This is a genomic window from Stenotrophomonas sp. YJH_SMC_20 (assembly GCF_059367845.1).
In genome coordinates, this window is the sequence record NZ_JCAFRG010000005.1 from 306,304 (window position 1) to 318,544 (window position 12,241).

The 12,241-nt window shown below is 68.5% G+C and carries 12 protein-coding genes and 1 riboswitch; of the genes, 7 read left to right on the plus strand and 5 right to left on the minus strand.

Going from position 1 to position 12,241, the window contains the following annotated elements:
• The 3 genes from AC5P6A_RS11560 to AC5P6A_RS11570 all read left to right on the plus strand — a co-directional run bounded on the left by AC5P6A_RS11560 (position 1) and on the right by AC5P6A_RS11570 (position 4,213).
• A complete protein-coding gene (locus AC5P6A_RS11560; RefSeq protein ID WP_180877024.1) occupies positions 1 to 1,770 on the plus strand; it encodes a redoxin family protein in 1,770 nt (589 codons plus the stop codon).
• 14 nt (positions 1,771 to 1,784) lie between these two features.
• Entirely contained in the window at positions 1,785 to 2,522 is a 738-nt protein-coding gene (gene msrA, locus AC5P6A_RS11565; protein WP_164144244.1) for a peptide-methionine (S)-S-oxide reductase MsrA, read from the plus strand.
• Between the two features lie 242 nt (positions 2,523 to 2,764).
• Positions 2,765 to 4,213, plus strand: a complete 1,449-nt coding sequence (locus AC5P6A_RS11570) for an aminotransferase-like domain-containing protein (RefSeq protein ID WP_171953376.1) — start codon at positions 2,765 to 2,767, stop codon at positions 4,211 to 4,213.
• Positions 4,214 to 4,277: 64 nt separating this feature from the next.
• On the opposite strand, the gene bioD is transcribed toward AC5P6A_RS11570, so the two are convergent.
• Complete coding sequence (gene bioD, locus AC5P6A_RS11575) at positions 4,278 to 4,970, minus strand: dethiobiotin synthase (RefSeq protein WP_180877017.1); 693 nt, start codon at positions 4,968 to 4,970, stop codon at positions 4,278 to 4,280.
• Positions 4,971 to 5,038: 68 nt separating this feature from the next.
• On the opposite strand from bioD, the gene AC5P6A_RS11580 reads away from it, so the two are divergent.
• Both AC5P6A_RS11580 and AC5P6A_RS11585 read left to right on the plus strand, forming a co-directional pair.
• Positions 5,039 to 5,521, plus strand: coding sequence for a GAF domain-containing protein (locus AC5P6A_RS11580; RefSeq protein ID WP_005407940.1), 483 nt, complete (start codon positions 5,039 to 5,041; stop codon positions 5,519 to 5,521).
• The gene (locus AC5P6A_RS11585) at positions 5,518 to 5,880 is read left to right on the plus strand and encodes a TfoX/Sxy family protein (RefSeq protein ID WP_134731081.1); all 363 of its coding nucleotides are present in this window, start codon (positions 5,518 to 5,520) and stop codon (positions 5,878 to 5,880) included. The genes AC5P6A_RS11580 and AC5P6A_RS11585 overlap by 4 nt, the downstream gene beginning before the upstream one ends.
• Positions 5,881 to 5,969: 89 nt before the next feature.
• Here AC5P6A_RS11585 and AC5P6A_RS11590 read toward each other — a convergent pair whose 3' ends face one another.
• Positions 5,970 to 6,548, minus strand: a complete 579-nt coding sequence (locus AC5P6A_RS11590; RefSeq protein WP_180877016.1) for a histidine phosphatase family protein — start codon at positions 6,546 to 6,548, stop codon at positions 5,970 to 5,972.
• A 143-nt stretch (positions 6,549 to 6,691) separates the two neighbouring features.
• A riboswitch (cobalamin riboswitch) is annotated at positions 6,692 to 6,914 on the plus strand.
• Between the two features lie 115 nt (positions 6,915 to 7,029).
• On the opposite strand from AC5P6A_RS11590, the gene btuB reads away from it, so the two are divergent.
• The gene (gene btuB, locus AC5P6A_RS11595) at positions 7,030 to 8,874 is read left to right on the plus strand and encodes a TonB-dependent vitamin B12 receptor (RefSeq protein WP_346714948.1); all 1,845 of its coding nucleotides are present in this window, start codon (positions 7,030 to 7,032) and stop codon (positions 8,872 to 8,874) included.
• A gap of 119 nt (positions 8,875 to 8,993) precedes the next feature.
• On the opposite strand, the gene gph is transcribed toward btuB, so the two are convergent.
• From gph to AC5P6A_RS11610, 3 genes are all read right to left on the minus strand, one after another.
• The gene (gph, locus tag AC5P6A_RS11600; RefSeq protein WP_019660933.1) at positions 8,994 to 9,662 is read right to left on the minus strand and encodes a phosphoglycolate phosphatase; all 669 of its coding nucleotides are present in this window, start codon (positions 9,660 to 9,662) and stop codon (positions 8,994 to 8,996) included.
• A 63-nt stretch (positions 9,663 to 9,725) separates the two neighbouring features.
• Positions 9,726 to 10,517, minus strand: a complete 792-nt coding sequence (locus AC5P6A_RS11605) for a class I SAM-dependent methyltransferase (protein WP_019660932.1) — start codon at positions 10,515 to 10,517, stop codon at positions 9,726 to 9,728.
• Positions 10,514 to 11,443: a LysR family transcriptional regulator gene (locus AC5P6A_RS11610; RefSeq protein WP_019660931.1), complete on the minus strand. Its 930-nt coding sequence runs from the start codon at positions 11,441 to 11,443 to the stop codon at positions 10,514 to 10,516. The genes AC5P6A_RS11605 and AC5P6A_RS11610 overlap by 4 nt, the downstream gene beginning before the upstream one ends.
• Positions 11,444 to 11,549: 106 nt before the next feature.
• Here AC5P6A_RS11610 and AC5P6A_RS11615 point away from each other — a divergent pair, with 106 nt between their 5' ends.
• Positions 11,550 to 12,188, plus strand: a complete 639-nt coding sequence (locus AC5P6A_RS11615; protein ID WP_111097720.1) for an NAD(P)-dependent oxidoreductase — start codon at positions 11,550 to 11,552, stop codon at positions 12,186 to 12,188.
• Positions 12,189 to 12,241 lie beyond the last annotated feature (53 nt).

Sequence of the window (12,241 nt, forward strand, 5' to 3'; positions counted from 1 at the left end):
ATGCTGCTGTTGCTGCTTGCCTATCTGGGGGGCGCGCTGACCCTGCTCAGTCCCTGCATCCTGCCGGTGCTGCCGTTCGTGTTCGCGCGTGCCGACCGTCCCTTCCTGCGCAGCACGCTGCCATTGCTGCTGGGCATGGCGCTCACCTTCACCGTGGTTGCCAGCCTGGCCGCGGTGGGCAGCCAATGGGTGGCACAGGCCAACCAGGTCGGGCGCTGGATCGCCCTGCTGCTGATGGCACTGTTCGCGGTCGCCCTGCTGTGGCCACGACTGGCCGACCATCTGCTGGCGCCGTTCCAGCGCGTGGGTGCCCGTCTGAGCGCGCGCGCCGATGCCGCGGATGCCGCTGGGCGCGGCGGCGCGTGGACCTCGCTGCTGATCGGCATCGCCACCGGCCTGCTGTGGGCGCCCTGCGCGGGGCCGATCCTCGGCCTGGTGCTGACCGGTGCCGCCCTGCATGGCGCCAGCGTCGGCACCAGCACGCTGCTGCTGGCGTATGCGCTGGGCGCGATCACCGCGCTGGCACTGGCGGTGTGGGTGGGCGGCCGCGTGTTCCGCGCACTGCAGGCGCGGCTTGGTCTCGGCGACGCACTGCGCAAGGTGCTGGGCGTGGCCGCGCTGCTGGCGGTGGTGGCGATTGGTCTGGGCTGGGATACCGGCCTGCTCACCCGTCTTTCGACGGTCAGCACCGCACGCATCGAGCAGGGCCTGCTGGATGCGGTACCCGGCGCGCAGCCGGCGGCACCGCCGATGATGATGATGGCCGGTGCCAACGCCGCAGCCGATGCACCGCTGCCGGTGGAAGGCACCCTGCCCGCGCTGGACGGCGCCACCGGCTGGCTCAACAGCCCACCGCTGACGGCCCAGCAGCTGCGCGGCAAGGTCGTGCTGGTCGATTTCTGGACCTACTCCTGCATCAACTGCCTGCGTGCGATGCCGTTCGTTCACGAATGGGAGCGCCGCTACCGCGACCACGGCTTGGTGGTGATCGGCGTGCACACGCCGGAGTTCGCCTTCGAGCGTGACCCGCGCAACGTGATGAAGGCGGTGCAGCAGCTGAAGGTCGAGTACCCGGTGGCGCTCGACAACCAGTACACGATCTGGCGCGCGTTCAACAACCGCTACTGGCCGGCGCAGTACTTCGTTGATGCGCAGGGCAACATCCGCGGCCACCAGTTCGGCGAAGGCAACTATGCGCGTTCGGAACAGATGATCCGTCGCCTGCTGACCGAAGCCGGGCAGACGAACCTGCCGCCACCGGCCGATCCCGCTGCCGCCGACCTGAAGGGCGTGGCCGTGCAGGCCGACATGGGCAACCTGCGCTCGCCGGAAACCTACCTCGGCCACGCCCGTGCCGAGCAGTTCGCCTCACCCGGCGGACAGCGCAGCGACAGCGCGTTCGACTACACGCTGCCGACCACCCTGGCGTTGAACCAGTGGGGACTGTCCGGCCACTGGACCATTACCGACGAGGCCGCAGAGCTGCAGCGGGCCGGTGGCCGCATTGCCTTCCAGTTCCATGCGCGCGACCTGCACCTGGTGCTGGCGCCCAGCCGCGACGGCAGGCCGGTGCGCTTCCGCGTCTGGCTGGATGGCAAGGCGCTGCCTGCCGCCGATGCCGGTAGTGATGTCGGCGCCGATGGCAGTGGCGTGGTCGACGAGCACCGCCTGTACCAGCTGGTGCGCCAGCGCGGCACGGTCGGTCCGCACCGCTTCGAGATCGAATTCCTCGATGCGGGCGTGCAGGCCTATGCCTTCACTTTTGGTTGAAACGGGAGGACATGATGAAACTCTCCTTTGAACAGGGCATCGCCGCCGGTGTCGCCGGACTGGTGGCCACCGCATTGATCGCCGGTGTGCTGCTGGTCGACCACGGCGCGGCTGCGGCGCCGGTCGAAGCCAGCGCGCAGACCCAGGCAGTACCGGCACCCACGGGCGATGCGGCGTTCCGCGATGACGCGACCCACGCCAGCGTGGTGTTCGCCGGCGGTTGCTTCTGGGGCGTGCAGGGCGTGTTCCAGCACGTCAAGGGCGTGAGCAATGCGGTGTCCGGCTACATCGGCGGCAGCGCCGCCGACGCGCGTTACGAGCGGGTCAGCAGCGGCCAGACCGGCCACGCCGAAGCAGTGAAGATCGACTACGACCCGCGCCAGGTCAGCTACGGGCAGTTGATGCAGGTGTTCTTCTCGGTGGTGCACGACCCGACCCAGCTCAACCGCCAGGGGCCGGACCACGGCAGCCAGTATCGATCGGCAATCTTCACCGATGACGCCCGCCAGCAGGCAGCCAGCCGCGCCTACATCGCCCAGCTCGGCCAGGCCGGCAGCTTCCGCGCACCGATCGTCACCCAGCTGGTCAGCGGCCAGCGCTTCTACCCGGCCGAAAGCTACCACCAGAACTACATGACCAACTACCCGCAGGCGGCCTACATCCGCTACTACGACGCACCGAAGCTTGCGGCGCTGGGCAAGCAGTTCCCGGCGCTGTACCGGCGCGAGGCGGCGCTGGCGCCGATGCGGTAGCCGGCATTCCCCCTTGGGCTTACCGACGCTCGGCGATGCTCTCTGTAGAGCCGAGCCCACGCTCGGCTGCTGTTGGCGGAAGTGCAGCCGAGCATGGGCTCGGCTCTACACACAAAAAAAGACGCACGGCCATCCAGCCGTGCGTTTGGGAAGTATCGGCCGTGCCCCGATCAGGCCCGGCCGACAACGACATGCTAGGCTCGCCCTCATCATGGGTACAGCACCAGATGGCGGGAAATTCGATGGATACAGATGACCAGAGCGCGATGATCCCACCCCGCTACCAACGGCTGTCCGACGAACTGGCCGAGGCCATCCACGGCGGCCGGCTTCCAGTAGGCAGCCGCCTGCCCTCGCTGCGACAGATGGCCCTGCAGCGCAGGCTCAGCCTGAACACGGTGATTGCCGCCTATCGCCAGCTGGAGGACGCCGGACTGGTGATTCCGCGGCCGAAGGCGGGCTTCGAAGTCGCGCCGCGGCTGTCGGTGCCGGAGCGTTCGCTGCGCGACACCCCATCCGCGCCCACCGCGCCGCTGCAGCAGGTCCTGATGGCCCGGGTACTGGAAGCACAGCGCCGCCCGGGTGTGGTCGATCTGGCCTTCGCCGGCCCACGTGGTCGCCAGTTCTATCCCGGCGCGCAGCTGGCCCGGCATACCGCGCAGGTGCTGCGCCACGGCCAGCAGACGGTGGAGACCTATGCGAGACCCAACGGCTCCCCCCGGCTGCTGGCACAGATCGTGCGCCGCAGTCCGCGCATGGGACTGCACACCCACGCCGAGCGACTCCTGCTGACCCATGGTGCGATGGAAGCCCTGCAGCTGGCGTTGCGCGCGGTCACCCAGCCCGGTGACGCGGTGGGCATCGAGGCGCCGTCCTACTTCAACCTGTATCCGTTGCTGGCCAACCTCGGCCTGCAGGCCATCGAGTTGCCCACCCACCCGCAGCACGGACTGGACGTGGATGCACTGGATGCGCTGCTGGAGCACAGGCCGCTGGCCGCACTGGTGGTGATGCCGACCGTGCACAACCCGCTCGGCTGCACCATGCCGACCGCCGCCAAACAACGCCTGGCCGAGCTGGTCAACGCACGGCAGCTGCCGCTGATCGAGGATGCGGTGTACGCCGAGCTGCAGTTCTGCGAACCACCGGCACCCTTGCTGAAAGCCTTCGATCGCGATGGCTGGGTGATGGTGGTCGGTGGCTTCTCAAAGACACTGGCGCCGGATTACCGCATCGGCTGGCTGGATGGCGGCCGCTTCGCAGAGCGCATCGCACTGCTGAAGTTCCAGTCCACCGGCGGCGAGCCGCAGCTGCTCGGCGATGCGGTGGCCGCGTATCTGGAAGCAGGCAGCTACGAGCACCATCTGCACCGCATGCGCCGCCTGTACCGCGAACAGGTCGGGCGGCTGCGCCAGCTGGTGGCCGAACACTTCCCGGCCGGCACCCGCGCCACCGAACCGCAGGGCGGCTTCCTGCTGTGGCTGGAACTGCCGGGCGTGGACACGCGCGAGCTGTTCGAGCGAGCGCTGCTGGAGGACATCGTGTTCATGCCGGGCCAGGTGTACTCGCGCGGCGCACGCTACCGCCACTGCCTGCGGCTGTCGTGCTGCCAGAGCCTGGATGCGCGCTTCATCGGTGCGGTGGAGCGGCTGGGTGCGATTGCGCGGGAGCTGGCGGCTGCAGCACGGTAGTGCCGGCCGCTGGCCGGCAACTGCATGGACGTGATTCATCGAGGTTGCCGGCCAGCGGCCGGCACTACCCCAGGTCGTCGAACAGATGCGCGCTCAACGCGTCACCATCCGCCCCCGGCAGATGCGGCAGCCGTCCCCAGCACGGCATCGGCAGGCGCTGCTGCAGCGTGGCGATGTTCTCGTCCTGGCGCTGCATCGCAGGATCAATGTGGTTGCCGATCCAGCCCAGGCGGTCCACGCCGCTGGCCTGCAGTGATTGCGCAGTCAACCGCGCATGGTTGACGCAGCCAAGCCGCATGCCCACCACCAGCAGCACCGGCAGCTGCAGCGCACGCACCAGGTCGAGCTGGTCCAGCGTGGCCGAAACCGGCGCCAGCCAACCGCCAACCCCCTCCACCACCACGATATCGGCCTGCGCGCGCAGTCGCGCGAACGCGGCCACGATCGGCGCCAGTTCCACCTGCACGCCGTCCTCGGCCGCCGCCAGCTCCGGTGCCAGCGGCTGCCGCAGCGCATACGGGTTCAGGTCGGCATAGTCCGGCACCGGCCAGCTGGCCGCCTGCAGTGCCAGCGCGTCCTCGTTGCGCAGGCCCTGCCCCAGGTCTTCGCTGCCACTGGCCACCGGCTTCATGCCGACCGCACGCAGGCCGCGCCGGCGCAGCGCATGCAGCAGCGCAGTGCTGGCCGCGGTCTTGCCGATTTCGGTGTCGGTGCCGGTAACGAACAGGGCGGGCGGCAGCGTGGCAGGCAACGGCATCGATTGGCTCCAACAGGGCAACAGAGCGTGCATTATCGCCGGCCCGTCGCGCTTGCTAGACTGCGGGCATGTTCGCCAATGCCTCGCTCACCGGCAGCAAGCCGGAACAATACGCCCAGCTGCTGGAACAGGCCCGTGGCCTGGTCTACGCCGAGTCCGACCGCATCGCCAACGCGGCCAACCTCTCCGCACTGGTCTACCACGCCCTGCCCGACCTGAACTGGGTGGGTTTCTACCTGTACGATGGCAAGGAACTGGTGGTCGGCCCGTTCCAGGGCCTGCCGGCCTGCGTGCGCATCCCGCTGGACAAGGGCGTGTGCGGTGCCGCCGCCAGCCAGCGGGTCACCCAGCGCGTGGAGGATGTCGACGCCTTCCCCGGCCACATCGCCTGTGATTCGGCCTCGCGTTCGGAGCTGGTGGTGCCGCTGCTGCGCGGCGATGAACTGATCGGCGTGTTCGACATCGACAGCCCGAAGGTGGGCCGCTTCGATGCCGACGACCAGGCCGGCCTGGAAGCCATCGCCCGCGTGTTCGTCGAGGCGCTGGGATGAACGCACCCAAGCTGCGCAACATCGGCCCCAAGAGCGCGGCCTGGCTGCGCCAGGTCGGCCTGCGCAGCCGCGACGACCTGGTCGCGATCGGAGCGGTCGGTGCCTTCGTCAAGGTCAAGCGTGCCGGCTTCAAGCCCAGCCTGAACCTGCTGTACTCGCTGGAGGGTGCGTTGTTGGACTGCCACTGGCAGGAACTGAGCGAGCCGCAGCGCGATGCGCTGGTACAGGACTATGAAGCGCGCATCGCCGCGCATCCGCTGAAGGCGGCCGGCCCGGCGTCGGGCCCGGTGCATGAGCAGCGCTTCGATGCCGACGATGAGGCGGAAGACAGCGTGACCGAGCGCGCGGACGAGGATTGAGCCGCGCCCTCCTGTAGAGCCGAGCCCACGCTCGGCTGGCCTTTCTGATCGAAGTGCAGCCGAGCATGGCTCGGCTCTACAAGAGCAGCTCAGGGCTGCTGCAGTTCCAGCAATTCGCCCACCAGCCCGGCCTCACCGCGCTCCAGCCACACACGCAGGCGCGTGCCATGGTCGATGCGCAGCGCCCAGCACAGCGACATCGGCAGGCCGCAGACCTTCGACAGCACCATGCGCAGCGGGCCGCCATGGCTGACCACCAGCGTCGGCACCGGATCGTCATCATCGAGCAGGCGATCCAGCGCGCGCGCGATGCGCCGCTCGAAGTGGCCCCAGCTTTCGCCGTTCGGCGGCGGGAACGCATGCGGGTCAGCATGGAAGGCAGCCAGTGCATCCTCCGGCAGGTCGAACAGCGACCGCCCGTCCCAATCGCCGAAATCCAGTTCTTCCCATTCCTCGTCCGCTTCCACGTCCAGCCCGCGCGGCGTGGCCAGCGCCATTGCCGTGTGCAGCGCGCGCAGCCGCGGCGAACTGATCACCCGCTCCCAGGGCTGCGCGGCGTAGGCGTCGACCAGTTCCTGCGGCAGGCGGGCCAGCTGCGGTGGGTCGCTGCGGCCATCGAGGAACTCATCGCGACCGTTGCCGGCATGGCGGACCAGGTCGAGGATCATGCGTGCGTTCCGTACAGGCAACGCGGGGACAGCGGAAAACGGGCGGACATCGGCAACGGCACCACGGGATCGAGGGACCATTCTAAGGGCACAGCAAAGGCAGTCGAGCAGGCGCGACGCAACGGGAGTGCCTGCGATGCCGTAGACTGCGCGCACTTCCAGGTGACCTGCGGCCACGGCCGGCAGGTTGAAACGGGAAGCCGGTGACGCGTGATTCCACGCCAGGCCGGCGCTGCCCCCGCAACGGTAAGCACGTCAGTTCCGGGCAACACTGCCACTGTGCCTCAGGCATGGGAAGGCGCCTGGACGGCGGCCTCGCGCCGCCCGGCGGCAAGCCCGGAGACCGGCCCGGAAGCCTCAGGTCGCGATGCGGTGGGCATGGCGCTGGATGACCGTGGCGTGCGCTGCGGCATCGGCGCGTGCCTGCCTTCGCGGCTCCTCCCCTTCGCCACGCGGGCGTGCGTGGCACCTGGAGTCCCCCATGAAGCTGCAGTCCCGAATGTTGTCCCTGGCCGTGCTGGCCGCCCTGCCCGCGCTGGCCCAGGCCGCCAATGACACCACCGCGCTCGACCAGATCCTGGTCACTGCGACCCGCACCCCGATCGCCCTGCAGGACAGCATCGCGCCGGCCCAGGTGATCGACCGCGCGCAGATCGAATCCAGCCAGGCCACCTCGCTGCAGGAACTGCTGCGCGGCCGCGCCGGCATCAACCTGACCAATGCCGGCGGCTTGGGCAAGCAGAGCTCGCTGTTCCTGCGCGGCACCAACTCCGGCCACACCGTGGTGCTGGTCGATGGCGTGCGCATCAACAGCGCCGACCTCGGCCTGGCGATGTACCAGGACCTGCCGCTGGCACAGATCGAGCGCGTGGAGATCGTGCGTGGCCCGCAGTCCAGCCTGTACGGCGCGGACGCCATCGGTGGCGTGATCCAGATCTTCACCCGCCGCAACCAGGGTGATTTCGCCCCGCACTTCCAGCTCGGTGGCGGCAGCAACGGCCTGCGCGAAGCCAGCGGCGGGATCGGCGGCGGGACCGAACGCGGCTGGTTCGGCGCTGACATCGCCTACCAGCATTCCGATGGCATCGATGCCTGCCGCGGCTCCTCCTCGGTGTTCACCGCGGGCTGCTTTGCCGACGAGCATGACCGCGACGGCTACCGCAACCTGTCCAAGAGCCTGCGCGGTGGCTACACCTTCAACGACCAATGGACCGTGGAAGGCAGTGCATTGCGTGCCGACGGAAAGAACCACTACGACGGCTACTACAACTATTCGGAAACCCGCCAGCAGGTGCTGTCCGGCAAGCTGCGCTACACCCCGTCCGAACGCCTGGCGTTCACCGCCAATGTCGGCCGCAGTGACAACGAGTCGGACAACTTCGGCGACTTCGATGCCCGTGGCAGCGCCCAGACCCATCGTGACAGCGCCTCGCTGCAGGGCGACTTCGGCATGGCCGAAGGCCAGCTGCTGAGCACCGGCGTGGACTGGAGCGAAGACAACCTGGATGGCAGCAGCGCCGGGTACCTCGTCGACAGCCGTCGCAACACCGGCGTGTTCGTGCAGTACCAGGGCCGCTTCGGCCGCCACCAGCTGCAGGTCAGCGCACGCAACGACGACAACCAGCAGTTCGGCAACCACGCCACCGGCAGCGCCGGCTGGGCGATGGAACTGGGCCACGGCCTGCGCCTCAACGCCAGCTATGGCACCGCGTTCAAGGCGCCGACCTTCAGCGATCTGTACGACCCGTGGAGCGGCGTGCCGACGTTGAACCCGGAGAAGTCCAAGAGCGCCAACCTGGGCGTTTCGCAGCAGGGGCAGGGCTGGCACTGGGGCCTGGACGTATATGAAACCCGCATCGATGATCTGATTACCTACGATGCGGCGACCTTCAGGATGCAGCAGGTGGAGAAGGCCCGCATCCGCGGTGCCGAACTGACCGGTGGCGTGCTGCTAGCCGGCTTCGACATCAACGCACAGCTCAGCTACACCGACCCGCGCAACCGTACCCATGGCAGCACCCAGTTCGACAACTGGCTGCCGCGCCGCGCGCAGCAGACCGCACGCCTGGACCTCGATCGACGTTTCGGGGCCTTCCGCGCAGGCCTGACGGTTCAGGGAGCGGGCAAGCGCTATGACGATGCCGCCAACGCGGTGAAGGTGGCGGGTTACGGTACGCTGGACCTGCGCGCCGAGTACGCGCTGACGCCGTCGTGGACGCTGCTGGCGCGTGCCGCCAATGTGTTCGATCGCCGCTACGAGACCGTGGCGTGGTTCAACCAGCCCGGCCGCGAGTACCAGCTGAGCGTGCGTTACCAGCCGAAATGAAGGCGCGCGCCGGGCATCGCCCGGCGCCTCCTGATGCCATCGACGCATGGCGTCGATCTACTGTAGAGCCGAGCCCATGCTCGGCTCACGCAATGAAGCAGCCGAGCGTGGGCTCGGCTCTACGCCCGAACGCCCGCGGCCAACCCCGGCAACTCACGCAGGTCGTCGATCACTGCCACCGCGTGCGCGCTGCCCAGGTCCAGGCCGCGCGGATAGCCGTAGCGCACCAGCGCGATCGGCATGCCCGCATCTTCGGCGGCGCGGTAGTCGGTCAACGAATCTCCCACCATCAGACACGCCTCCACCGGCAGCGCGAAATGCGCGGCGATGTGCCGCAGCGGTTCGCCACTGGGCTTGCGCTGCGGCAGCGAATCACCGCCCAGTATCAGCGCGAACGCATCACCAATGCCCAGGTGCTGCAGCAGCGGCGGCACCAGTGCTTCGGGCTTGTTGGTGCAGATCGCCAGTGGCACGTCGCGCGCGCGCAGCTGCGCCAGTGCGTCGGCCACGCCATCGAACAGGCGCGGGCTGCGCAGCAGGCATTCACGGTAGTGCACCATGAACACCGGCATCACTTCGGCCAGGTCGACCTCGCGGCCTGCCGCATGCACGGCCTGTTCGACCAGGCGGCGCACACCGTCGCCGATCCAGCCGAGCACGGTGGCTTCCGGCACGCGTGCCATGCCGATGTCCTCCAGCGTGCGGTTCAGCGCTTCGGCGATATCAGCTGCGCTGTCGACCAGCGTGCCATCAAGGTCGAACACGACCAGTGGATAGGGATACGACAAGGAACGGCACCTGCACGACGTGGGCCCCCCATTGTACGCCGCTGGTTTCCGCGCCGATCCGCCTCAACCGATCCGGCGCGCTCGGGTGGCCAGGAAGGTGGGAAGATAACGGTCGATCAGGAAGCGCGGCCGCGGCTGCCAGTCTTCCATGAAGCGATCAATGACGAAGCCGGCATCCAGCTGGCCACCAATCAGCTCGGTCAGGCTGTGGCCAAAGGTCAATGCGTCGCCACGGGCCAGCTTCGCCTCGCGTTCGGCTTGCGGCAGGTCTTCCAGGTCCGAATAGGGAATGGCGTACTGCGGACGGATCAGGCCCTGTGCATCCAGCTGCGGATCGCGCGCACCCACGAACAGCACCGGATTGTAGAAACTGGCCATCAGCATGCCATCGCGCGCCAGCACGCGGCGGCATTCAGTCCATACCGGGCGCACGTCAGGGACGTAGAGGTTCGAGATCGGGTGGAACACCACATCGAAACTGTCATTGGCAAACACGTGCAGGTCGCGCATGTCACCCTGCACGGTGCGCAGCTGCAGGCCATCGCGCGCGGCGACCGCGCGGTCCTGTTCAAGCTGCCCGTCGGAGAGGTCGAACACGGTGACATCGGCGCCAGCGGCAGCAAGCACCGGTGCCTGTTGGCCACCACCCGAGGCCAGGCACAGGATGCGACGGCCGCGCACGTCGCCCATCCAGTCCAGCGGCAACGCGCGCGGCGTCAGGTGCACCTGCCAGCGGCCTGCGCGCGCGGCAGCAATCGTTGAGCTTTCCACCGGGCGCGACCATTCGCGCGCTTCACTGGCCTGGCGGTCCCAGGCAGCACGGTTGTGGTCGATCAAGGCCTGTCCATGGTTCATGTGTCCTCCGTGCCCGGCGGGCGCCAATCCAGATCCTGGAAGGCCGGGCCGGCGAAGCACTCGCCCAGGAAGTCCAGGAATCGCCGCATGATAGCGGGCTGCTGTCGCCGTGATGCGTACACGGCATGAATGCCGAGCTCGTCCAGACTGAATTCGGGCAGCAATTCGACCAGTTCGCCACTGCGCAGCATCGGCGCCACCTGGTAGGTCGGCAGCATGGCGATACCGGCACCGGCCCGCACCGCCTCCAGCAGCAGCGATGCCTCGTTGGCACTGATGTTGCCGCCCACAGCCACCGACAGCGAACGGCCATCGCGGTGCAGCTGCCACAGGCTCTTGCCGACGTAGTGGTGGGTCAGGCAATTGTGCGCGGCCAGGTGTTCGGGAGCGGTTGGCGTACCGCGCGCCTCCAGGTAGGACGGCGTCGCGCACAGCACCGAGCGGCAGGTCGCCAGCCGCCGTGCGATCAGGCTGGGATCGATCTGGCGCGCGATGCGCACGGCCAGGTCCACCCGTTCCTCCACCAGGTTCACGGTGCGGTCGACCAGCAGCAGTTCGATGCGCGCGGCAGGATGGCGCGCGACGAAACCGGCCACCGCTCGTGCCAGGTGGCTCTGCCCGAACGACACGCTGGCGGTCACCCGCAGCGTGCCGTGCGGTTCGGGATCATCGCTGGCCAGCTCGCCCTGCAGTTCCTCACTTATCGCCAGCATCTGCCGGAAGCGCGCCAGCGCCGCTTCGCCGGGGCCGGTCAGGCTGACCCGCCGTGTGGTCCGGTGCAGCAGGCGCGCGCCCAGCCAACCCTCGACCTCGGCCAGGTAACGGCTGACCATCGCCCGTGACATGTCCAGCACCTCTGCCGCTGCGGTCAGGCTGCCGCGCTCGGCCACCTCGACGAACACGGTCATGGCGGTCAATCGGTCCATATGCTCGATCCATGCAACAAACAAGCGCGTTATACGCTGTTTTTCGAGCGACTGCAGCGGCCTACAGTGGCCGCGTCCCCCCCACACCGCCCCACGGAGTCCTGCCATGAAGATCGCCCTCGTCGGTTCCACCGGCAACATCGGCCGCCAGATCGCCCGCCACGCGCTGGCGAACGGCCACGAACTCACTGTCATCGTGCGCAGCGCGCAGGATCTTCCGGCCGAACTGGCCGGCGCCCATCCGGTGGTCGCCTCGCTGGATGACCAGGACGCGCTGGTCGCCGCCATCGCCGGCCACGACGTGCTGGCCAGCGCCTACGGCCCACGCCCGGGCGATGACATCGGCCGCGTCGGCGAGGTGGCCGCACAGCTGGCCGCGGCCGCGCGCAAGGCCGGTGTACCGCGCCTGGTGGTGGTCGGCGGTGCCGGCAGCCTGGAAGTCGCACCCGGCGTGCAGCTGGTCGATACCCCCACCTTCCCGGAGGCCTACAAGCCATACGCGCTGGCCCATCGAGAAGCCTTCAATCGACTGCAGGCGGTGGACGACCTGGACTGGACCTTCTTCTCGCCGGCCGCCGAAATCGGCCCGGGCGAAGAGCGTGGCCATTACCGCGTGCAGCCCAAGGCGTTCCTGGCCGACGCCAGCGGGCACAGCCGCATCAGTTATGCCGACTACGGCGCCGCGTTCGTCGCCGAGCTGGAAGCGCACAAGTACCCGAAGCAGATCATCACGGCAGCGTATTGATCATGCCGTCCGCCGGGCATGGCCCGGCGCTACCTCCCTGTAGAGCCGAAGGC

Excerpts from the sequence above, each read along its gene's own strand:
- AC5P6A_RS11560 (WP_180877024.1), top strand. The coding sequence starts at position 1 with ATGCTGCTGTTGCTGCTTGCCTATCTGGGGGGCGCGCTGACCCTGCTC.
- msrA (WP_164144244.1), top strand. The coding sequence starts at position 1,785 with ATGAAACTCTCCTTTGAACAGGGCATCGCCGCCGGTGTCGCCGGACTG.
- AC5P6A_RS11570 (WP_171953376.1), top strand. The coding sequence starts at position 2,765 with ATGGATACAGATGACCAGAGCGCGATGATCCCACCCCGCTACCAACGG.
- bioD (WP_180877017.1), bottom strand. The coding sequence starts at position 4,970 with ATGCCGTTGCCTGCCACGCTGCCGCCCGCCCTGTTCGTTACCGGCACC.
- AC5P6A_RS11580 (WP_005407940.1), top strand. The coding sequence starts at position 5,039 with ATGTTCGCCAATGCCTCGCTCACCGGCAGCAAGCCGGAACAATACGCC.
- AC5P6A_RS11585 (WP_134731081.1), top strand. The coding sequence starts at position 5,518 with ATGAACGCACCCAAGCTGCGCAACATCGGCCCCAAGAGCGCGGCCTGG.
- AC5P6A_RS11590 (WP_180877016.1), bottom strand. The coding sequence starts at position 6,548 with ATGATCCTCGACCTGGTCCGCCATGCCGGCAACGGTCGCGATGAGTTC.
- btuB (WP_346714948.1), top strand. The coding sequence starts at position 7,030 with ATGAAGCTGCAGTCCCGAATGTTGTCCCTGGCCGTGCTGGCCGCCCTG.
- AC5P6A_RS11605 (WP_019660932.1), bottom strand. The coding sequence starts at position 10,517 with ATGAACCATGGACAGGCCTTGATCGACCACAACCGTGCTGCCTGGGAC.
- AC5P6A_RS11610 (WP_019660931.1), bottom strand. The coding sequence starts at position 11,443 with ATGGACCGATTGACCGCCATGACCGTGTTCGTCGAGGTGGCCGAGCGC.
- AC5P6A_RS11615 (WP_111097720.1), top strand. The coding sequence starts at position 11,550 with ATGAAGATCGCCCTCGTCGGTTCCACCGGCAACATCGGCCGCCAGATC.